Origin of the sequence: Novilysobacter selenitireducens (assembly GCF_020026895.1) — a bacterium.
Taxonomy (GTDB): Bacteria; Pseudomonadota; Gammaproteobacteria; order Xanthomonadales; family Xanthomonadaceae; genus Lysobacter_C; species Lysobacter_C selenitireducens.
Map to the genome: position 1 here is coordinate 69,115 of NZ_JAINZW010000004.1, position 20,232 is coordinate 89,346.

19 protein-coding genes are annotated in these 20,232 nt (G+C 70.6%); 1 reads left to right on the forward strand and 18 read right to left on the reverse strand.

Features of this window, described 5'->3' with window-relative positions; translation table 11 throughout:
* Positions 1–6: 6 nt before the first annotated feature.
* The 15 genes from K6753_RS09460 to K6753_RS09530 form a co-directional block, all read right to left on the reverse strand.
* Positions 7–1,134 (reverse strand): OprO/OprP family phosphate-selective porin, encoded by a 1,128-nt coding sequence (locus K6753_RS09460; protein WP_223676213.1) that lies wholly within the window; start codon positions 1,132–1,134, stop codon positions 7–9.
* 161 nt (positions 1,135–1,295) lie between these two features.
* Positions 1,296–2,006, reverse strand: a complete 711-nt coding sequence (gspN, locus tag K6753_RS09465; RefSeq protein ID WP_223676214.1) for a type II secretion system protein N — start codon at positions 2,004–2,006, stop codon at positions 1,296–1,298.
* The gene (locus tag K6753_RS09470) at positions 2,003–2,500 is read right to left on the reverse strand and encodes a type II secretion system protein M (protein WP_223676215.1); all 498 of its coding nucleotides are present in this window, start codon (positions 2,498–2,500) and stop codon (positions 2,003–2,005) included. Before K6753_RS09470 ends, gspN begins: the two co-directional genes overlap by 4 nt.
* A complete protein-coding gene (gene gspL, locus K6753_RS09475; RefSeq protein WP_223676216.1) occupies positions 2,497–3,612 on the reverse strand; it encodes a type II secretion system protein GspL in 1,116 nt (371 codons plus the stop codon). The genes K6753_RS09470 and gspL overlap by 4 nt, the downstream gene beginning before the upstream one ends.
* Positions 3,609–4,604 (reverse strand): type II secretion system minor pseudopilin GspK, encoded by a 996-nt coding sequence (gspK, locus tag K6753_RS09480; RefSeq protein WP_319936664.1) that lies wholly within the window; start codon positions 4,602–4,604, stop codon positions 3,609–3,611. The genes gspL and gspK overlap by 4 nt, the downstream gene beginning before the upstream one ends.
* Positions 4,601–5,197 carry a type II secretion system minor pseudopilin GspJ gene (gene gspJ, locus K6753_RS09485; protein ID WP_223676218.1) on the reverse strand — a complete coding sequence of 199 codons (597 nt, stop codon included), beginning with the start codon at positions 5,195–5,197 and terminating at the stop codon, positions 4,601–4,603. Before gspJ ends, gspK begins: the two co-directional genes overlap by 4 nt.
* Positions 5,194–5,571, reverse strand: a complete 378-nt coding sequence (gspI, locus tag K6753_RS09490) for a type II secretion system minor pseudopilin GspI (RefSeq protein ID WP_223676219.1) — start codon at positions 5,569–5,571, stop codon at positions 5,194–5,196. Before gspI ends, gspJ begins: the two co-directional genes overlap by 4 nt.
* Complete coding sequence (locus tag K6753_RS09495; protein ID WP_223676220.1) at positions 5,561–6,052, reverse strand: prepilin-type N-terminal cleavage/methylation domain-containing protein; 492 nt, start codon at positions 6,050–6,052, stop codon at positions 5,561–5,563. Before K6753_RS09495 ends, gspI begins: the two co-directional genes overlap by 11 nt.
* A 3-nt stretch (positions 6,053–6,055) precedes the next feature.
* Positions 6,056–6,490 carry a type II secretion system major pseudopilin GspG gene (gene gspG / locus K6753_RS09500; protein WP_223676221.1) on the reverse strand — a complete coding sequence of 145 codons (435 nt, stop codon included), beginning with the start codon at positions 6,488–6,490 and terminating at the stop codon, positions 6,056–6,058.
* 278 nt (positions 6,491–6,768) lie between these two features.
* Positions 6,769–7,977, reverse strand: coding sequence for a type II secretion system inner membrane protein GspF (gene gspF, locus K6753_RS09505; RefSeq protein ID WP_223676222.1), 1,209 nt, complete (start codon positions 7,975–7,977; stop codon positions 6,769–6,771).
* Positions 7,964–9,469 (reverse strand): type II secretion system ATPase GspE, encoded by a 1,506-nt coding sequence (gene gspE, locus K6753_RS09510; RefSeq protein ID WP_223676223.1) that lies wholly within the window; start codon positions 9,467–9,469, stop codon positions 7,964–7,966. Before gspE ends, gspF begins: the two co-directional genes overlap by 14 nt.
* Positions 9,466–11,559: a type II secretion system secretin GspD gene (gene gspD / locus K6753_RS09515; RefSeq protein WP_223676224.1), complete on the reverse strand. Its 2,094-nt coding sequence runs from the start codon at positions 11,557–11,559 to the stop codon at positions 9,466–9,468. Before gspD ends, gspE begins: the two co-directional genes overlap by 4 nt.
* Positions 11,556–12,365: a type II secretion system protein N gene (locus K6753_RS09520; RefSeq protein ID WP_223676225.1), complete on the reverse strand. Its 810-nt coding sequence runs from the start codon at positions 12,363–12,365 to the stop codon at positions 11,556–11,558. Before K6753_RS09520 ends, gspD begins: the two co-directional genes overlap by 4 nt.
* A gap of 150 nt (positions 12,366–12,515) precedes the next feature.
* Entirely contained in the window at positions 12,516–15,155 is a 2,640-nt protein-coding gene (locus tag K6753_RS09525; protein WP_223676226.1) for a TonB-dependent receptor domain-containing protein, read from the reverse strand.
* A 78-nt stretch (positions 15,156–15,233) separates the two neighbouring features.
* On the reverse strand, positions 15,234–16,703 hold the full coding sequence (locus K6753_RS09530) for a hypothetical protein (RefSeq protein ID WP_223676227.1): 1,470 nt from the start codon (positions 16,701–16,703) through the stop codon (positions 15,234–15,236).
* Between the two features lie 259 nt (positions 16,704–16,962).
* Between K6753_RS09530 and K6753_RS09535 the strand changes: the two genes are divergently transcribed.
* Positions 16,963–17,835 (forward strand): 2OG-Fe(II) oxygenase, encoded by an 873-nt coding sequence (locus tag K6753_RS09535; RefSeq protein ID WP_223676228.1) that lies wholly within the window; start codon positions 16,963–16,965, stop codon positions 17,833–17,835.
* 174 nt (positions 17,836–18,009) lie between these two features.
* On the opposite strand, the gene nth is transcribed toward K6753_RS09535, so the two are convergent.
* The 3 genes from nth to K6753_RS09550 all read right to left on the reverse strand — a co-directional run bounded on the left by nth (position 18,010) and on the right by K6753_RS09550 (position 20,078).
* On the reverse strand, positions 18,010–18,636 hold the full coding sequence (gene nth / locus K6753_RS09540) for an endonuclease III (RefSeq protein WP_223676465.1): 627 nt from the start codon (positions 18,634–18,636) through the stop codon (positions 18,010–18,012).
* Positions 18,637–18,881: 245 nt separating this feature from the next.
* Positions 18,882–19,217 carry a hypothetical protein gene (locus K6753_RS09545; protein WP_223676229.1) on the reverse strand — a complete coding sequence of 112 codons (336 nt, stop codon included), beginning with the start codon at positions 19,215–19,217 and terminating at the stop codon, positions 18,882–18,884.
* Positions 19,218–19,295: 78 nt separating this feature from the next.
* Positions 19,296–20,078, reverse strand: a complete 783-nt coding sequence (locus K6753_RS09550; protein WP_223676230.1) for an enoyl-CoA hydratase/isomerase family protein — start codon at positions 20,076–20,078, stop codon at positions 19,296–19,298.
* Positions 20,079–20,232: the final 154 nt, after the last annotated feature.

Here is a 20,232-nt window from a genome sequence, read left to right on the forward strand (position 1 = left end):
CGCGCGTCACCAGTTCAGCTGCACGCGCGCCTGCACGCTGCTGGGGTCGTCGGGCAGGCCCGCGCGCTCGGAGTCGACGCTGACGTAATCCAGCATCAGCTTGAAGTTCTTGCGCCAGTACCAGTTCACGCCAGCGGTGATCGCGTCCATCTCGCCGCCGCCGACCGCGCCGTCGTCCAGGTCCAGCGTGTCGTAGCGCAGGCCCACCTGCCACATGCCACGGGCGGGCTCGGAGGGCTTGCCGGTGGTCGGCACGCCGCCCTTGTAGCCCCAGGTCTCGCCGGTCAGGTTGTAGACCGCGCTGACGTACGCACCGTCGCCGCGGTAGTCGTCGTTGCCGGCGCCGTAGCGGTCTGCATCGACCGTCATGTACTCGCCCTGCAGCTTCAGCGGGCCGGCGACCCAGAAGCTCTCCAGGCCGACGGTGGCCACGCGATCGGCATCGAAGAAGTTGCCGGTGTCGACTACGCGCACGTCGGCCAGGTCGGCCTGCGGGCGGTTGCGCAGGCGCAGGGTGTCGTCGTCGGTGTCGCGGTCCACGTACGACAGGCCGAAGTGCAGGATGCGGCCGTCCTCGTTGATCGGCGCGAACGTGCCGCGCAGTCCATACCCCGAGCCGCGGTTGCCGTCGTCGGTCAGCTCGCGGCCGAAGGCGCTGGCGGTGAAGCCCCACGCATCGTTGCCGTAGCCGTAGGCCACGCCGAGGCGCCGGCCGGTGCCGAAGGTGTTGGTGATGGCGGCCTTGGAGATGAAGTCGTTGTTCTTGGTCGACGACAGCTCTTCCATGCTGTGCGGCTGCTTGTACTGGCCGGCCTGCAGGTAGTGGCCGCCGCCCAGTCCGAACTTGCCGTTGACGTCCAGCCACTTGTCGGAGGCGGCGTCGTAGCCCACCACCCAGTCGAACTCGCCGATGCCGCCCTTCAGGACGAGCTCGGCGCGGCGCAGGTCGCTGGCGCGGTCGCCGTCGGCCAGTTCGACGCGGTCGCTGTCGAACCACGTGGAATCGGCCTGGACCAAGCCTTCGAAGCCAATCTCCATGCCGCCGATCTCGTCCAGCTTGATCTCGGCGTGCGCGAGCGGCGCGGCGATGGCCAGGGCGAGGCCGATGAAGAGTCGCGAAGATGCAATGTTCATGACTTGGAAAGGTCACATTGGGGCGGGATTGGCGCGCAGGCTAGGCGCGCGCCATGACAGTCATGTGACATTTTGCGGTTTTGTTGCGCAGCCGTGACCGTGTCGTGTCCCGGACGTGACCCGGAGTTGACGTGCGTGTGACCCGGCGCCCGCAATCCGGGTCAGTCGCCCAGCCGGCCTTCGACCACCCGGCTGGCGCCGCCGGGGCCCGGCTGGAACTCCGCCAGCGCCAGCGCGGCGATGACCTGCGGGTCCTGCGACACGACGCGGACCGCTGCGCGGTACCTACCGTCGGCCGAGAGCCTCACATCGGCGCGCACCTCGGGCTGGCCGGGCGTTGGCTGCGTGGGCGAGAGGTCGATGCGGGCCTCCTCGCCATCGCAACGGGCCGGGCCGGCAAGCTGGACCGTATCGCCCGGAATCGCCGCGCCCTCGGCCTGGACCTGCAGCGTGCCGCCCGCCCGCAGGCAGCGGCCGTCGGCGAACAGCACCTGCAACCCGTCCGCCTGCGCCGTAAGTGCCAGGCCGCTCCACGTTGAGGACGGCGCGAGCTCGATGGGGCCGTCGGCGCTATGCAGTCCCTGCACGCGGCCGCCGGATAGGGCGACTTCGAGCCCGCCCGCCTGCAGCGCCAGCCGCGGGATGCCCCACGTCCACGAGAGCGGGTGCAGTGCGGCGTCGACGGAGTCGAACGCCTGTCCCTTCCAGCGCACCCCCGTGAGCTGGCCGCCCCACAGTGGGCCCTCGACTTGCCGCACGTTCAGGCCATCCGGCCATGGGCCGATGCGGGCGGCCAGCCCGAGCGGGGCGAACGCCACCAGCGACACGGCAACCGACAGCGCGAAGGCCAGCAGCAGGTGGAAGCGGCTCACGTGCCGGCCTCCACGAGGGCGAAGCGTGCGCTGACCCGCAGCGCGCCGCTGGATTCGGTTACGTCCAGCGTGTCGGGCGCGATGCCGTGCTCGATACGCAGCGCGTCCAGCCACGACAGCAGTGCGGGCGTGGCGACCGATTCGATGTCGACCTGCAGTGCCGCGGGCCCGTCGGCGCGGTGGCGGCTGATGGCGACACCGGCGGCGCGGGCCGCGTCGAGTACCGCCGACTCGAGTTGTTGCACATCGTCGGGCGAGGGCCGCACTGTGCCGAGCGCTTCGATCTCGCTGGCAGCTGCCTGCGTGGCCAGCAGTTCCGATGCGGCCCGTTCGTGGCGCGCTCGGGCGTCATCGCGAAGCCCGCGCAGCGGCACGCTGATGCCGTACCAGGCGATGAACGCCCCCAGCGCGAGGAACATCGCCGCCAGCATCCGGCGCTCGCGCAGCTCTCGTGCCTGCCACCAGCCCAGTGCGCGTTCGACGGGGCCGCTCATGCGCCCGGCCCCAGGGTGATGTCGCTGCGGACGGCGTCGCCGACCGGCTGGCGGCCCGTGCGCCGAAGGGGTAGGCCGTGTTCGGCCAGTGCGGCGGCGACGGTATCCAGGTCGGCCTCGCGCGGGTGCACGACCTGGGCGCGCAGGCCGTCCGCGGTCGAATAACGCAGGCCGTCCAGGTGGGCGGCGGGCACGGCGTCGAGTGCCTCGAACAGCGCATCGGCGTCGCGTGCCAGCGCGTCGACCGCCCGCAGGCGCGCAAGCCGCGTGGCCGTCATGTCGAGCGGGTTGCCGGCCTGGATGCCCGGCGCGGTGCGTGCCGCCACGTCATGTGCCTGCGCCTGCAACTGGCGCGCGGCCACCTCATGGCGGATCGCGTCGGCGGCCAGCAGCACCCAGGGCGAAAGCACCAGCACGCCGGCCAGCATGGCGGAACGGCGCCATCCGTCGCTGGAGCCGCGCCGGACACGCGGTGCGAACGTGCCCTGCAGCAGGTCCAGCGGCGGCGCTTCGAGCCCGGCGCTGCGTGCGCAGGCATCGAGAAAGGCGTCGGATGGCTCGGCGTGCACGGTCGGGTCGTCCAGCAACTGCATCGCGAGCGCCGTTTCCGCGCTGAATGCCATCGCGTCGCCGCGCACCAGCCAGCGCCCGTCATGCGCGACAACCCGCGGACGATCCGTCGCGCCTTCATCGGGGGATAGCAGCAGGACGTCGGGCACCAGCGCGTCGGGTTCGACGCCGTGCGCGGCGGACCGCGCCAGCCAGCGCTGCATGGACGACGGATCGGTCCAGGCCACCAGGCGCGGCGAGGTACCGGCGTACGGCGATACCGCCACATGCAGGGACTCCACCGGCGCTGCGACGTGGTCATCCAGCAGCAGCCGGGCGGCAGCCAGTGCCTGCGCCTGCTGCCGGGCGGGCAGTGCGGTCCACAGCAGGCCGAGGTCGGATGCCGGCACGACCGTCCACGTGCGTCCGCTACCGTGGTGTGTCGGCGCGCGCTCGCCGGGCGACAGCGTCGCGCGTCGGGTGATGAGGCCCGGCGGCTCGAGCTCCAGCCACGTGGCGTCCGCTTCCGGATCGGTGGGCAGCAACAGCAGGCGCGTGGTCATTCGTCGGGCGTCCAGCGGCGGGCGGCCAGGCGCGTGTCGCCCATGCCGCGGTGATCGAAGAGGGCGGTCAACACGACCTGCGCGCCGTCGTATTCGACTTCGGCACGCAGGTCGAAGAAGCGGGTGCGCAGTGCGACCTGTGACAGCACGGCGTTGGGGACGACGATGCCGGCCAGCGCCGGTTGTCCCCAGAACGCGACGTGGTCGTGCCAGCCCGCGTCGGGCCGGGCGGCGATGACCGCGCGCGCGCGCGCCGGCGCCAGCGCGCCGTCGGTCAGCATCGCCAGCAGCACCGCATCATCCTCCTGCAGCGTATTGAGGTTGATCGGCGACAGCGTGGCCTCGGGCAGCGCGCACACGTGCGGCCGGATGCGCGCGTACGCCGCGGCGTCGTGGCCGCGCACCGCGCGCAGTTCGCTGGCTTCGGCCAGCAGGGTCGCGCCGGTGCGGTAGCCGTCGCCACCCAGGGTGTACTCGGCATCCTCCGCGCCGGTCGGTGCGCGCGCCTGGTCGCTGTCGATCCAGTCGACCAGCGCATCGGCGAGGGCCGCGGCGTCACGGGGCGGGAACTCGAGTGCCCGCAACAACGCCACGTACTGGGTGACACCGAGTTCGCGCCGCTGCCACTGGCCCGGCACGCCCTCGACCACGCTGTTGAGGTTGAAGCAGTTCGACGCGTCCGACACCCGCGCGCTGATGACACCCGGCGGCTCGCCCGTGCCCTCGCCGCCGACCGGGAACACGAACGGACGGCCGTTCCAGTTGCCCTCGAGCGTGGTGCGGGTGGGGTCGCGCCGGGCCAGGCGGTCGATCTGCAGCCGCGCGAGCGTCTCCGCGCCCAGCGCGTAGTACTGCGCCTGCGCCACCGCCTGGGCATTGCCGGCGCGGCGCAGGCCGAAGCGGATGTCGTCGAGCATCGCGACGACCAGCGCGGTCATCACCGCCACCAGCAGCAGCACGGTGAGCAGGGCCACCCCGCGTTGCCGCTTCACGCGCCACCGCCCGGCAGCAGGAACAGCTGTTCGATCGTGCCCAGGCCGTCGACGTCCAGCGTCAGGCGGATCGCCTCGGGAATCTCGTCGGCCCCTCCGGGCCAGCCGTCGTTCCACTGGCCGCGGTAGCGGTAACCGATGGCGGTGGCGTCGACGCCGGTCAGCACCACCTGCGGCGCGGGCGCGCGCGCACCGTCCAGCGCGGCGTGCGCGGTGCGCTCCAGCTGGCGGCCGGCGATGCGGTACTCGACGTACTGCAGCGACGCCCGGGCCGCATCATCCGGATTGGACCAGCCGCGCCGGACGAACCCCCACAGCGGCGCGTCACCCGGCCGCTGGCCGATGAAGGCGGTGCGCGCCGCGCTGCCATCGCCGCGGCGCACGCGGCGCGGCGCGGCCTGGCCCAGGTCGGCCTTGATCAGGGCACGCGCGCGCTGGAGTTCGCCCAGCCGGTCCATCCGCGCGCCCACCACCTCGCGGTTGTCCGCCGCGTGCACCAGCACGCCGACAGTGGCGGCCGACAGCAGGCCGAACACGACCAGTGCGACCAGCATCTCGACCAGGGTGAAGCCGCGGGTGCCACGCCGACTCATGGCGCGCCCCGGAATACGCTCGCCTCGGCCGACACGCCGCCGGTGCCGGCAGGCGATACCGTGACCTGCACGCGCACGATGCCGGTGTCGTCGGTGGCCTGTACGCGACGGGTCCACTGCCAGGCTCTATCGCCGCAGGTCTCCGCGCCGGTCTCTTCCGTCGCCAGTTCGCCCGGCCCGGCCAGGACCGCTTCGACCGCGCGGTTGTCGGCCACCACGCCGGCGATCACGCGCTCCTCGATGACCGCCGCGGCGCGCGTGTTCTGGCCGGCCAGGTGGAGCAGTGCGATCACGGCCAGGCTGAAAACCGCGAGCGCGACCAGCATCTCGATCAGTGAGAAGCCCGCGTGGCGGAGGCGCGGTTCAGTGCGCACCGGCCTCGCCCCCGACGTGGATGCGGGCATCGTCGCCGACGCCAATTTGGACGCGACGGCCGTCGCGGTGCAGCGCCACCGCGGCCACGCGCGCGCCACCGGATTCGTCGAAATGGAACGTCACCCGCTCGGCCGCGCCATCGAAGGCCGGCGCCGTGCCCGGCGTCCACGCGACCGCGCGGAACGGCGCGTCGTCCAGTGCCTCCCACCGCTCGAAATCCTGCCGCTCCACGCGGTGTCCCGCGGCATCGACCACCACCTGGATGGCGCGGGTGCCGAGGATCGCCTCTTCTTGCGCGCGCACCAGCCGCGTGGCCAACGTGTCGGCGTCACGCGCGAGCACGTCGCCTTCGCCCAGCGCGGTCAGCATCACCGCGGCCCCCATGAGCCCGACGATGAACAGCACCACCATCAGCTCCACCAGCGTGAAGCCTTGCGTATGCGGACGAAAGCCGGTGGCGGTTCGAGCGACGCCGTGCATGGATCACTGCCAGTTGCCGATGTCCGCGTTCTCGCCTTCGCCGCCCTCGGCCCCGTCGGCCCCGAAGGAGTACACATCGAAGGCGGCCTGCCGGCCGGGGCGCCGGTACTGGTAGGCGTTGCCCCACGGGTCGTCGGGCAGGCGGCGCACGTAGCCGCCCTGGCGGTAGCGCTCCGGGCGCGCCAGGCCGGCCGGCGCCTGCACAAGGGCCGCCAGCCCCTGCTCGGTCGTGGGATAGACCACGTTGTCCAGGCGGTAGGTCTCCATCGCCTGCTCCAGCACCGACACGTCGGCGCGCGCCTTTTCGACCATGGCGCGGTCCTGGCTGGGCATGACGTTGATCATCACCATCGTCGCCAGCAGGCCGATGATGACGATCACGACCATGAGCTCGACGAGGGTGAAGCCGGCGGCGTTTGCGTGGATGCCGGTTCGCACGCCTACGACTCGCCGTGACCCTCCACCACCGTCATCCCGGCGAACGCCGGGATCCATTTTGATCCTGCCGTTGTCGTTGTTGCCGTTGTTGTCGCCGTCGACGCCTTCCCAATCCGAGGAAGGCAAGGACGCCGCCGACGTCAAGATGGATCCCGGCGTTCGCCGGGATGACGGGGTGGGAAGGACGCCGGGCTCTGGCGGGGATGTCAGACACACGGAGCGATCGACAGGCGTGTGCATTTGACGGACGGGTCGGGAACGGGGCATCGCAAGCTCCATCAGCCGATGGCGAGTGAGTTGAACTGGAGGATCGGCAGCAGGATGGCCAGCACGATCACCGCGACCACGCCGCCGAGCACGACGATGATCAGCGGCTCGAGCAGGCTCATCGCCACCGAGGTGAAGGTGTTGAACTCGCGCTCCAGGTAGTCGGCGGCGCGCTCGAGCATCGGTGCCAGGCGTCCGCTGTTCTCGCCGCTGGAGGCCATGTAGAGCAGCGTTGGCGGGAACACGCCGGCGCGGCGCATTGCCGCCGACAGGCTGCCGCCTTCGCGGATGGACGCGACCATGGTGTCGGTGGCCGCGCGCAGCACGCGGTTGTGCACGGTGCGCGCGGTGATCGCCAGGCCTTCCATCAGCGGCAGGCCGCTGTTGACCATGATCGACAGCGTGCGTGCCAGCTGCGCGGCATGCAGGTCGCGCGTCAGGCGCCCGAGCACCGGAAGCCGCAGCAGCAGGCCATCGAACCGGAGCCGGAAGGCGGGATGTCGCAGCGCCCGCATGAAGCCCGCCGCCGCCAACGCCAGCACGACCAGCAGCGGCAGGCCCCAGGTCGCCATGGCGTCGGACACCGCGATCACCACGCGCGTCAGCACCGGCAGCGTGCGTCCCATCGAGTCGAACTGTTCGACCACCTTGGGCACGACGAACGCCATCAGCGCGATGACCACGGCGACGGCCACCACGGCGAGCGAGGCGGGATAAACCAGCGCGGTGATCAGCTTGCCGCGCACCTGCTGCTCGCGCTCGAGCAGGTCGGCGAGCCGTTCGAGAATGGCGGGCAGCGCGCCGGTGCCTTCGCCGGCGGCGACCATCGCGCGGTACAGCGGCGGGAACGCCTTGCCCTGCCGCGCCATTGCGTCCGACAGGCGCAGGCCTTCCAGCACCTGCGCGTGCGTAGCGCCGACCACCCGGCGCACGGCACGCCGGTCGGACTGCGCGCCGATGGTGCGCAACGCCTCTTCCAGCGGTGCGGCCGCGACCAGCGTCGACAGCTGGCGGGTGAACAATGCGAGGTCGCGCGCACGGAAGCGCGAGGCAAACACGCTGCGCTCGGCGCGGTCGCGCGTGGCGGCGGCCGCCAGGCGGGTGGGAACCAGTTCGCGCTCGCGCAGCTGCCGGCGCGCCTCGCGGGCGCCGTCGGCGTTGAGGCGGCCGGTACGCGTGCGGCCCTGCGCGTCGAGCGCGGCGTACTCAAACGTCGCCATAGCCGCCCTCCACCTGGCGCGTGACCCGCAGCGCCTCTTCGACCGTGGTGTCGCCGCGCGCGATGCAGGCCCGCGCCGAGGATTCCAGCCGCTCGCTGCGCGCGAACGCGGCGGTCGCCAGTGCGTCCTCGTCGGCGTTGGTGCCGATCAGCCTCCGCAGCGTGTCGTCGATCCGCACCGCTTCGTACACGCCCAGCCGGCCGGCATAGCCGGTGTGGTTGCAGGCCGGGCAACCGACGGCGCGGAACAGCGGGCCGGCGTAGTTGGCGCCCATCACCGCCGCATCGCCGGGCTCGACCTCGCGCGGCGCACGGCACTGCGTGCACAGCCGCCGCAGCAGCCGCTGGGCCAGGATCAGGCGGACCGTCGAGGCCAGCAGGAACGGCTCGACCCCCATGTCACGCAGGCGGGTGATCGCGCCGACCGCGTCGTTGGTATGCACGGTCGACAGCACCAGGTGGCCGGTGAGGCTGGCCTGGACGGCGATCTGCGCGGTTTCGGTGTCGCGGATCTCGCCGACCATCACCACGTCCGGGTCCTGGCGCAGGATCGCGCGCAGCCCCGCGGCGAAGGTCATGCCGACCTTGGCGTTGACCTGGGTCTGGCCGATGCCGTCGATGGCGTACTCAACCGGGTCCTCGACGGTGAGGATGTTGCCGCGGCCGTCGTTGAGCGAGGCCAGGCCGGCGTACAGCGTGGTGGTCTTGCCCGAGCCGGTCGGGCCGGTCACCAGCACGATGCCGTTGGGCTGGCGCAGCGCGCCGCGCAGTGCGTCCAGTACCTGAGGCGGCATGCCGAGCTGTTCCATGGCCAGCGCGCCGGCCTCCTTGTCGAGGATGCGCAGCACCACGCGCTCGCCGCCGCGGGCGGGCAGGGTGGACACGCGCACGTCCAGCGCCCGCGCGCCCATCGACAGCGAGATGCGGCCGTCCTGCGGCACGCGCTTCTCGGCGATGTCCAGCCGCGCCATCACTTTGACGCGCGACACCAGCAGCGGCGCGATGCGGGCGGGCAGGGCGACCGCCTCGCGCATGACGCCGTCGACGCGGAAGCGCACCCGCAGCGCCGCCTCGAACGGCTCGATGTGGATGTCCGACGCGCCCAGCCGCACGCCTTCAGCGATGACCCCGTTGATCAGGCGGATGACGGGGGCGTCGTCCTGGCTTTCCAGCAGGTCGGCCGCGGCGGGGATGTCTTCGACCAGCGCATCGAGGTTGCCGTGCGGGTCCATCGCGTCGACCTGCCCGGAAGCGCCGAGGCCGGCATCGGCGTAGACCTCCGACAGGCGGCGGTCGAATGCGCCGCTGGCCATCGGCTCCACCACCAGCGGCCGCGCCAGCACGCGACGGGCTTCCAGCAACGCCGCGGGCGCGGCGCCTTCGCGCAGGCCGACGCGCGCGGGTTCGCCAGGCGCCTGCGCCGATGCATCCAGCACGAGCACGCCGTGCTGCTTGGCGAAGCCATAGGGCAGCAGTGGCAGCGTCGCGGTCACGGGGCGGGGGCGGTGTCGCGGGTGGCGGGGGCGGTGCCGTCGGTCACCGGCGCCGCGGCAGGCGCGACCGGCGGCTGCGTGCGCAGGTAGTCCTGCACCAGCGCGTCGATCGCGGCGCGTTCGCCGTTGTCGCGGCGGGGCAGCTGCAGCTGCGCATCGCGCATGTAGTCGTAGCGCGGCGCGGTGGCGGCCTGCATCTCCCGGCTGTCGCGGATGATGGTCGGGCGCAGGAACACCATCAGGTTGGTCTTGGCCTTGGACCGCGACGTGCTGCGGAACAGGCTGCCCAGCAGCGGGATGTCGCCCAGCAGCGGCACCTTGTCGATGGACGCGCTTTCGTTCTGGTCCAGCAGGCCACCCAGCACCACGATGGCGCCGTCGTCCACCAGCACGCGGGTCTCGATCTCGCGCGTGTTGAAGATCAGCTCGTCGCTGCGGTTGCTGACCGAGCCGGCGACCGACGACACCTCCTGCCGCAGCTGCAGGGTGATGCCGCCACCGGCGTTGATCTGCGGCGTGACCTCCAGCTGGATGCCGACGTTCTTGCGTTCGATGGTGCGGAACGGATTGGTGTTGCCATCGCCCAGCACCTCGCCGGTGGTGATCGGCACTTCCTGGCCGACCAGGATGCGCGCCTCCTCGTTGTCCAGCGTCATGATCGACGGCGTCGACAGCAGGTTGGAGCCGGTGTCGCTGCGCACGGCGTTGATGATCAACCCGAACAGCGTGTCACCCGCCGAGCCGGCGATGCCGGCCAGCCCGCCGGTCAGCCCGAGTAGGGACAGCAGCGCGGCCTCCCGCGCCGTCTCGCTGGCGTCCGGGTCCTCGTCGCGGTCCAGCAGCGCAGCGCCGGCCAGTTCGGTGATGCCCGGGCCGGAGTTGCGGAACTGGGTGAGGCCGAACGGCACGCCCTTCTCGTTGGCGGCGGCGATCTGCACGCCCAGGTCGCGCGCGGCGGCGTCGGAAATCTCCACCACGATCGCCTCCACCAGCACCTGCTGGCGGCGCACGTCCAGCTGGCCGATGACGTCCATCAGCGTGCGCTGGATGTCCGGGTCGGCATTGATGATCAGTGCGTTGGAGCCGGGGTAGCGGACGATCGTCGGGCGGCGGCCGCTGCCGGGTCGCGGGCTGATGACCTGCGCCGGCTGCGCGCCGGCCGCACCGGCCGCGGCGGCGACCGTCGCCGGGTCGATGCCGCCGGTGGTGTCAGTCGGGGAGGGCGTCTGGCCGACCAGCTGCTGCAGCACCGGCAACAGCTCGTCGGCGTCGGCATGCTGCAGCTTGACCACGCGCACGTTGCCCTGCTGCTCGGCGCGGCGGTCCAGCTCCAGGATCATCTGCACCACGCGCCCGATCAGCGTGGCGTCGCCGCGCACCACGATCGAGTTGCTGCTCTCCACCGGCAGCACCGAAAGCGCGCCGCTCGTGCCGTCCGCGCCCTGCATGCCGAACAGCTGGTTGACGGTCGCGGCGATGTCGGCCGCCGAGCTGTTGCGCAGCGTCACGGTGTCGACGGTCGCGCGGTCGGTGTCGATCTGTGCCACCAGCCGACGCAGGCGCCGAAGGTTGTCGGCATAGTCGGCCACCAGCAGGCTGTTGCCCTGCGGCAGCGCCATGACCATGCCGCCGCGGCCCACCAGCGGCTTGAGCGTCTCGGCCGCGACCCGCGCATCCACCCGTGACAGCGGGAACACTTCGGTGGCGAACCCCAGCGTCGAGCCGCCGGCCGAGCCGGGTTGTTGCGCGGCGGTGTCGTCGGGCACGACGCGGTAGGCACCAGCGCCGGTCGGCACCGCCACCAGCCCGTTGGCGCGCAGGATCGCCAGCAGCACGCCGATCAGCTCGGATTCGGTCATCGGCTGGTCGCGCGAGAAGCTCACCGTGCCCTGCACGCGCGGATCGACGATAAAGGTGGTGCCGGTGGCGCGGGCGACGTCCTGGATGAAGGCGCGGATGTCGGCATCGCGCACGTCCATCGCCGCGACGCCGCCCGCGGGCGCGCCGGCCGGCGATTGGGCGTTGGCGGGAAGCGCGAGCGTCACGCACAGCAACGGGACGAGCAGGGTTCGGGAAAGCGAGGGCTTCAAGGCGTAGGCGTCCGCAGGGTCAGGGTCCGGGTGGTGCCGTCGCGCAGCACGGTGAGTTCGACGGCATCACGTCCGGCGAGGTCGGATTCGAGTTCGCCCAGGCGCTCGGGCGTCAGCGTGTTGCCGTTGATCGCGACCACGACATCGCCCGCGCGCAGCCCGGCCTGGCGCACCAGTGCGTCGTCGCCTCGCGGGATCAGGGTGTAGCCGACGATGCGGCCGTCGGTGATGCGCGGGCGCAGACCGGCCTGTTGCAGCAGCGCGGCCGGGTCGATCGTGGGCGTCGCATCCGCACCCGTACCGGCCGCACGTGCGCTGGGCAGCTGGCCTGCGGGCGCAAGGGCCGGAGACGAGAAAGCGCGTGCCTGCAGCGCCAGTCGCTGCTGCCGGCCACTGACGTCGAGCACCGCGCCGCTGGCATCCACGGCCTGCAGGCGCACGCCGGGTGCGACCTCCTGGCCGATGCGCCATGACGCCTGCCGCCCGTCCTTGCCGGCGAGGATGGCCGAGCCGCCGCCGACATTGACCCCGAACAGGGTGAAGTCACCGCTGGCATCCGCCGATGCCGTGGCCGTTGTCGATGCGGGGAAGAAGGGGTCGCGCGAAATCGTCATGGCCGGCGCGGGTGTCATCACCGCGGCATCCGGCGGCGACCCGCCGAAGGGCCCCAGTGGCGCAAGTACCAGCCAGACCAATCGGGCCGCCTGCATGCCCAGCAGCAGCACGATGGCGAGCTCGACAGCGCGGCGCAGGGCGGCGCCATCGGGCCGCCATGTCAGTGCGTCGGGGAGTGGGAACGAAAGCATCGGCACGGGGATTTCCGCGGGGCGAACAAGGTCAGCCGGAATGCGGAAAGGGTGCGACAGCTATGTGACAGCTTGACGGCAACTGCCACATAACCTTCATGCGACGGACATGCATCGCGGCCGCCCCGTTGCGGGGCGGCCGCGCGGGCGTCAGAACGACGCCGACAGGCTCACGTCATAGGACACGCCGGGCGAATAGCGCAGGACATCGACGCGGTTGCCGTCGCGCTCCTGGTACTCCTGGTAGTCCGTGTCCAGCAGATTGCGGGCCGAGAAGCCCAGCGTCATGTCGGTACCGCCCAGGGTGAAGCCCTTGCGCAGGACGAAGTCCAGGCTGGTGCCGGGTTCGTCGATGTAGTCGGGCTGGCCGGGGCGGCCGCGCGCGGAGATGCGCTCGCTGACGTAGTTGGCGATGAGCGTCGCCTGCGTGCGCGTGGCCTCGTCCTCGATGCCCAGCTGCAGGTTGGCGATATGGTCGGACTGGCCCTGCAGCGTGCTGCCGTCGCGCACGAACAGGGTGGCGTCGACCGGTGCCGGGAACCCGTACGGCCGCACCGTGTCGCCCTCGTCGGCGTTCACTTCCGACTGCGACCAGGTGTAGTTGCTGGCGACGTACAAGCGGTTCTCGCCCCACCACGCCGCGTCGATCGCCGGGTCGAAATACTTCTTGAACTCGATCTCGGCACCGTAGACGGTCGCTTCCGGCGCATTGAGGAAGCTCTGGAACGTGGTGCCGCCGGCGAAGTTGACGTTGGACTCGATCGGGTTGTCGATCTGCTTGTAGAACCCGCCCACGGTGAAGTACTCGCCGGCCCCGAAGAACCACTCGTAGCGGGCATCCAGGTTCACCAGCTCGCTGTCGACCAGGTAGGGGTTGCCGTAGAACTGGCGGTCCGAGTCCGGGTCCTGGTACTGCTGTGGCGCCAGCTCACGGAACTGCGGCCGGGCGATGGTCTTGGACGCGCCGAAGCGCACCTGCTGGTTGTCGGCGAAGTTCCAGGTCAGCGTGGCGGCCGGCAGCAGGTAGTCGTTGACCAGCGGGTCCGCGCTGTCCTGGCGCACGCCGGTGAAGATGTCGTACGGCTCGATGGCCTGGGTGGCGTCCTCGTAGCGCATGCCGACGGTGGCACGCACGGCCGGGGTGATTTCGCCCTCGGCCTGCAGGTAGGCGCCCTTCACCTTCAGCGTGGCGTCGTAGGCCGCCGCGCCGAAGCTGCCGGTGGTCTCGCGCAGGCGCAGCAGGTCCTGGCTGAGGTTGAAGTCCGACAGCAGGTAGTCCACGCGCTGGTAGCGGTTGTAGAACGGCAGGGCGCCGTCCAGTGCGAGGAAGCGGAACTCGCGCGACTCGGCGGTGCGGTCGTTGTCGAGGTACGACAGGCCGCCGGTCAGGGTGACGTCACGGTCGATCGGCAGGCGCCAGGTGACATCGACGCCGCCGCTGGCGAGCTCGTCCTCGACGAAGCTGAAACGCGTGTAGTTCTGCACGCGCGAACCGTCGTGCGACCAGTAGCCGTCGACCAGCTCGTAGCGGATGCCCTTCTCGTACGGCACATCACGGTTGGCCTCGGCGACCGAGCCGCGCCACTCGACCGTGACGTCGTCGTACTCGCCGAACTTGTGCGAACCGCTGACCTGGTGGTTGATCAGCTCGCGCTCGAACCATTCGGTGGTGTCGTCGCGCGCGGTGAAGCCCGCCAGGTTGTCCAGGCCGGCGCGGCTCTTGGCTTCCTTGATGGTGTCGTGCACGTACAGCGTCACCAGGCCCAGGCGGTGGCGGTCGGTCTCGAAGCCGGTGCCCAGCAGCACGTTGACGGTGGCGTTGTTCTGGGTGGCGAGGAAGTCGAAGTCGCGGTCGAACTCCACCGAGTCGCCAACGAAGAAGCCGTCCTGCTCGGTGCCGAAGCGCGTGCGCCACTCGTTCTCGAACCCGGCTACGGCGACGAAGCCCAGCCGACCCGCGCCCATGTCGGCGGAGTAGCCGGCGCTGCCGCCGAAGCTGGTGTCGGGATCGATGCTGTCCTTTTCCTGCAGCACGTTGAGGTTGGCGTTTTCGAAGCTGCGGCCGATGCGGCGCAGGTCCTCGCGGCTGAAGGCGCCCAGGTCGACGCGCTGGCCGGTTGCGACGGCGTCCTGCAGCTCGCGCGGCGCCTTGCGGGTGCCGTCGTCATAGCCCCAGTAATCGGTGTCCGAGCCGTAGTAGGTCAGGCCCTTCTCGCCGGTGGTGACGCTGTTGCCGCCCATCCCGATGGAGAAGTTGAGGAACGGCTCGTCCGGCACGGCCAGCGACTGCAGGTCGATGACGCCGCCACCGAACTCGCCGGGATACTTCACCGAGTAGGTCTTCTGGACCGTCACGCTGTCGAGCACTTCGCTCGGGAACAGGTCCAGCGGAACCACGCGCTGCAGCGGTTCGGGGCTGGGAAGCGGCGAGCCGTTGAGCAGCGCCGAGGAGTAGCGCTCGCCCAGGCCACGCACGTACACGAACTTGTCGCGCACCAGGCTCAGGCCGGTCACGCGGGTGAGGGCCGCGGCGGCATCGCTGTCGCCGGTGCGCTCGAAATCCTCTCGGGTGACGAACGAGGCGACCTCGGAGGTCTGCAGCATCGGTTCGGGGATGTACTCGCTGCGCACTTCGACCGCGTCCAGCTGGGTCGCGGTGGTGTCGGCGGTGGTGGGTGCCGCGGTGGCGGCGGGGTCGGCCGGTGGCGTCGACTGGGCCAGCGCGCCGTTGCAGGCGAGCAGGGCGGAAATGGCGAGGAACAGGCCGGTACGGGTCTGGGTGCGCTTCATGGATTGGGAACCTTGGCTGCGGGGTGGGGCGGTGGGTGATGGAACGGGGCGGCCTGTGCCGCCCCGTCCCGGTCCCCGTCAGCAGGGGGTATTGCCATCAAGGCCGCAGGTCCAGCCCTGCCACCAGGTATCGCTGGCGTTGCGCACGCCACCGATGTAGTCCACCTGCTGGAAGAACGAATCCACCGCCTGCAGGCCCTGGAACGCCGGGACCGCGGTTTCGTTGGCGCCGTTGACGAACGTGGCCGTCAGCGTGGAGGTGCCGTCGGCGACGTTGTCGGTGCCGGCGTTGAAGGCATCGGCCGCGCGCTGGTCGGCGAAGGCCACCGGGCAGGAGAAGTGCACCGAGCCGAACGTGCCCGAGGTGTTGTCGTCGTCGATGCGGAAGCAGAACTCCGCGTCGCCGGTGCCACCGGCCGGACGGGTCACCACGGTGTTGTAGAACTCCGCCTGCGTGCCCTGGTTGAGGGTCAGCGCGGCACCACCGCCGGCGCGGCCGACGTAGGTGAAGTTGGCGACCTTCGGGTTGGAGTACGGCTCGCGGCGGATCGCGCTCCACTCGCTCATGCGGTCGCCGCCGTTCGAGCGCTGCAGCACGATGCCGAACTGCAGGGCGCCGTCCCAGCCGGTGTCGGTGTCGAGGCTGTCGTCGTCGTTGCCCGTCAGCACGATGTAGCGGCCCTTGACGGTGCCGCCGAAGATTTCGATGCCGTCGTCGGAGCTGTTGTGCACCTGGATGTGGTCGAACGTGGTGCCGTCGCCGACGCCGGCCAGGGTGATGCCGTTGAGCTCGTTGTTGGGCGTGACTTCAAAACCCGAGTGCTGGACGCGCACGTACCGCATCACGCCGCTGTTGTCGCGCGGCGCATTGCCGCCGTAGAACGCGTTGGTGCCCTCGACCTGCTCCTGGCACTCCGGCGTGCCCGAGACGGTGGTGCCGGGGCAGGCACTGATCGGCGCACGGCCGAGGATGGCAACGCCGCCCCACAAGCCGATGGAGTCCACGTTGGTCTCGCCTTCCACGCTCTGGCGTGCGGTGAAGACGATCGGCTCCTGCGCGGTGCCTTCGGCGTAGATCTGCGAGCCGCGGTTGACCACCAGCAGGTCTGCGCCCGCAGAGCCGTACAGCGTCACGCCGGGCTCGATGGTCAGGATGCCGTCACGCGTGCCGGCGGTCGGGTTGTCGATGTCGCCGCCCTGGTCTTCGCCCACGGCGACGCGGCCGGAGATGGCGTAGACGGTGCCGTCGCGGTTGGGGATCACCAGGTCGCCCACGATCAGTTCGGGCACGCGGCAGGCACGCAGGGTGCCGTCGGCCACGGTGCCGATGTTGGCGAAGCCTTCCGGGCATTCCGCGGCCGGGCCACCGGTCGGCGGCGGGGAGGTCGGCGGCGGCGGGGGCGGCGGCGGAGCGGTCGGCGGCGGAGGCGGGAATGCCCCTTCACCCGGGGAAGCGACACGGTCGGCGCCATTGCCGCCGCAGCCGCTGAGTGCAAGGACAGCGCCGAAGGTCATCAGCAGCGTCCGGGAATTGTTGCGAACGGACATTCTCACGTCTCCAAATCGAGGGGTGGGTCGAGCGCACACGAAACAAGGCCAACCGGCCTCCGCATGGCGGGGGTCGGGTCGCCTCATTCCCTGAGTGACGATTCGGGGAGTTGTTATAGGTTCGTTTAGTGACACTTCCTTTGCGTTTTTGCGACGGTGCGAATTCGCACTCGTTGCTGCACGCGCCTGGGTTGTGCGTCACGTGGAATGCCGCGTGGTTGCAACACCGCTGACACATGTCGCACGTAGCGTCGCGTGCGTGCACACCGAAGCCATCCCTTCGCAGGACGTCGAAGTCGACGACGCGCTGGCCGCGTGGATCGTCGAGCAGGTGCGCGCCGGCCAACCGCCCGAAGCGGTGCTCGCGCCGCTGGTGGAACAGGGCTGGGACGAGGACGCGGCGATCGACGCGGTGGAATGGGTGACGCGCCGCTTCCTCGAGCAACACGCTGTCGAGGAGGGCCTGCCGGTGCCGGTGCGCGTACCCGCGCCGATCGTGGCCAACGGTCGCGCGACCGTCGATGCGGGCGACCGCCAGGTACAGGTGCTGGCCAACCTGCTGCACCCGCGGGTCATCGTGTTCGGCAGCGTGCTGTCGCACGAGGAGTGCGATGCGCTGGTGGCCTCGGCCCGCAGCCGGTTGTCACGCTCGTCGACGTTCAACCTCGACAGCGGCGTGGACGAGGTGCACGAGGGGCGAACCAGCCAGGGCATGTTCTTCGCGCGCGGCGCCGACGCGCTGTGCCGGCGCATCGAAGCGCGCATCGCCACGCTGCTGGACTGGCCGGTCGACCATGGCGAAGGCTTGCAGGTGCTGCGCTATGGCCCGGGCGCGGAGTACCGACCGCATTACGACTATTTCGACCCGCAGCGCCCTGGCACGTCCGCGCTGCTGGCGCGGGGTGGCCAGCGCGTGGCGTCGCTGGTGATCTACCTCAACACGCCCGAATGCGGCGGCGCCACGACCTTTCCGGACGCACGCTTCGAGGTGGCGCCGATCAAGGGCAACGCGGTGTTCTTCAGCTACGACCGCCCGCACCCCATGACCGGCACCCTGCATGGCGGCGCGCCGGTGATCGAAGGCGAGAAGTGGGTGGCCACCAAGTGGCTGCGCGAGAGGCAGTACGTGTAGCTGTAGACCCACGCCGAGGTCACGGCCCCTGTAGGAGCGGCTTCAGCCGCGATGGCCAATCAAGGCCCCTGTAGGAGCGACGTAAGTCGCGACCGAACTTCGTTGGCGGGTGGGGTCGAGACTTGCGTCGCTCCTACAAAGGTCCCGAGCACTTCATCGGGGCTGAAGCCGCTCCTACAACGACTCCGCGTCGCCCGGCGTCTTGTCCGGGTACTTGCAGAGGTCGCGGATCACGCACTTCGGGCAATCGGGCTTGCGCGCCTTGCACACGTAGCGGCCGTGCAGGATCAGCCAGTGGTGCGCGTCGTGCAGATAGGCCTCGGGCACGGCGCGCAGCAGGCCGTCCTCGACCTCGCGCACGTTCTTGCCGGGTGCAAGCCCGGTGCGGTTGGCGACGCGGAAGATGTGCGTGTCCACGGCCATGGTCGGCTCGCCGAACGCGGTGTTGAGCACGACATTCGCGGTCTTGCGTCCAACACCGGGCAGCGCCTCCAGCGCCTCGCGCTGGCGAGGTACTTCGCCATCGTGGTCACGCAGCAACTGCTCCGCCATCGCCACCACGTTGGCGGCCTTGGTGTTGTACAGGCCGATGGTGGAGATGTAGGGCTTCAGTCCCTCGACGCCGAGCGCCGCGATCGCTTCGGGCGTGTTCGCCACCGGAAACAGCCGGCGCGTCGCCTTGTTGACGCCGACGTCGGTGGCCTGCGCTGAAAGGGTCACCGCGACGAGCAACTCGTACGGCGTAGAGAACTCCAGCTCTGTCGTCGGCTTCGGGTTGTACGCCTTCAGCCGGGCGAACATCTCGTCGCGCTGCGCGGCGGTCAGGCGCGATCGACGTGTGGCGCGCTTGCGGGGCTTGATCGGGGTCGGCATCTGGAAAGGCGTTCTTGCCACGGATTACACGGATGGAAGGCGGATCAGAATGATGGGGAGGCTGGATAGCCCAGGTCTCGACAGTCGGGTTGGCAGGTATGGGTGCCCCACGTCCAATTGCTGCTCCCATCCGTGTCACTCCGTGCAATCCGTGGCGAAGTGCTTCTGGTCTTCTAGGGTTTTAGTGCGGCGGCTCGCGCCTTGGCACGTGCAAGGGCGGCAGCGGCGGCCGGAGGCAGTGCCGGTTGGGCGGCGGGACCTGCCGGCGTACCGGGCACGGCCGCAGGGGCTGTGCGGCGCGCGGCGCGCTCCTGCGCCCGACGCTGCAGACGGGCCTCCCGCGCGCGGTACCGCTCGCGCGCCGCCAATGCGTCGAGGCGCTCGCTGCGCGCCGCCTCGATCATGGTGGTGCAGTCCGCGCTGCAGCCGGGGCACGCCGCGTCGGCATCCAGCAGCCCGCCCTCGATGGCCGCGTCGACATCGTCGATGCGCAACGCGGTGGCGATCACGTGCTGTGGTGCGCCGTCATGCCCGCACCCACACACGCTGCACGACCGTGCCCCGTCGGAAGCCATGGAGGTCGCCGGTCAGCGGCCGTTGAACGCCGGCTTGCGGCGCTCCCGGAACGCGCCGGTGCCTTCGCGCATGTCGTCGGTGGAGAACATCAAGCCGAACTGCGCGGTCTCGTAGGCCAGGCCTTCCTCGATGGACGACTCGCCGCCGAAATTGACGCAGTCCAGCACGCCGCGCATCGCCAGCGGTGCCGACGCGGCCAGCTGTTCGGCCAGCTTCATCGTCTCGGCCTCGAGGTCGGCTGCGGGCACGACGCGGTTGACGATGCCCAGCTCGCGTGCGCGGTTCGCGTCGATCGGCGCGCCGACCAGGCACAGCTCCAGCGTCGCGGCACGGCCGGCCAGTCGCAGCAGGCGCTGGGTACCACCGAATCCCGGGATCAGCCCCAGGTTGATCTCGGGTTGCCCGACTTTGGCGCTGTCGGCCGCCACGCGCAGGTGACAGCACATCGCCAGCTCCAGCCCGCCGCCCAGCGCGAAGCCGTTGATCATCGCCACCACCGGCTTGGACAGCGTTTCCACCGCGCGCATCATCCGCTGTCCGCGCAGCGAGAAATCACGCCCCTGGACCGGGGTCAACGTGTTCATTTCGGCGATGTCGGCGCCGGCGACGAAGGCCTTGGGCCCGGCGCCAGTCAGCACGATGGTGCGGACGGCATCGTCGCGGTCGGCGTCGCGGAAAGCCTCGGCCAGCGCGTCGAGCGTCGCCAGGTTGAGGGCATTCAGCTTGTCGGGGCGGTTGACGGTGATGCGGCGCACGGCGCCGACGTCTTCGATCAGCAGGGGTGATGCGGACATGGATGACCCGTTCAGAGAGGAAAAGGAGGGCTGGCCGGGCGCGTGGAACTCCCGCGGGGGCGCGGGGTCAGACGGTCGGCGTCAGTGGCAGTTAAGCCATGCCGCCGTTATCCTAGCCCGTCAAGTCGGGGTCTTGTGACCCGGTTTGCGCACT

What these genes read in the sequence shown, in the direction of transcription:
- K6753_RS09460 (WP_223676213.1), bottom strand. Translation starts at nt 1,134, where the DNA reads ATGAACATTGCATCTTCGCGACTCTTCATCGGCCTCGCCCTGGCCATC.
- K6753_RS09470 (WP_223676215.1), bottom strand. Translation starts at nt 2,500, where the DNA reads ATGAGCGGCCCCGTCGAACGCGCACTGGGCTGGTGGCAGGCACGAGAG.
- gspL (WP_223676216.1), bottom strand. Translation starts at nt 3,612, where the DNA reads ATGACCACGCGCCTGCTGTTGCTGCCCACCGATCCGGAAGCGGACGCC.
- gspJ (WP_223676218.1), bottom strand. Translation starts at nt 5,197, where the DNA reads ATGAGTCGGCGTGGCACCCGCGGCTTCACCCTGGTCGAGATGCTGGTC.
- K6753_RS09495 (WP_223676220.1), bottom strand. Translation starts at nt 6,052, where the DNA reads ATGCACGGCGTCGCTCGAACCGCCACCGGCTTTCGTCCGCATACGCAA.
- gspF (WP_223676222.1), bottom strand. Translation starts at nt 7,977, where the DNA reads ATGGCGACGTTTGAGTACGCCGCGCTCGACGCGCAGGGCCGCACGCGT.
- K6753_RS09520 (WP_223676225.1), bottom strand. Translation starts at nt 12,365, where the DNA reads ATGCTTTCGTTCCCACTCCCCGACGCACTGACATGGCGGCCCGATGGC.
- K6753_RS09525 (WP_223676226.1), bottom strand. Translation starts at nt 15,155, where the DNA reads ATGAAGCGCACCCAGACCCGTACCGGCCTGTTCCTCGCCATTTCCGCC.
- K6753_RS09530 (WP_223676227.1), bottom strand. Translation starts at nt 16,703, where the DNA reads ATGTCCGTTCGCAACAATTCCCGGACGCTGCTGATGACCTTCGGCGCT.
- nth (WP_223676465.1), bottom strand. Translation starts at nt 18,636, where the DNA reads ATGTTCGCCCGGCTGAAGGCGTACAACCCGAAGCCGACGACAGAGCTG.
- K6753_RS09550 (WP_223676230.1), bottom strand. Translation starts at nt 20,078, where the DNA reads ATGTCCGCATCACCCCTGCTGATCGAAGACGTCGGCGCCGTGCGCCGC.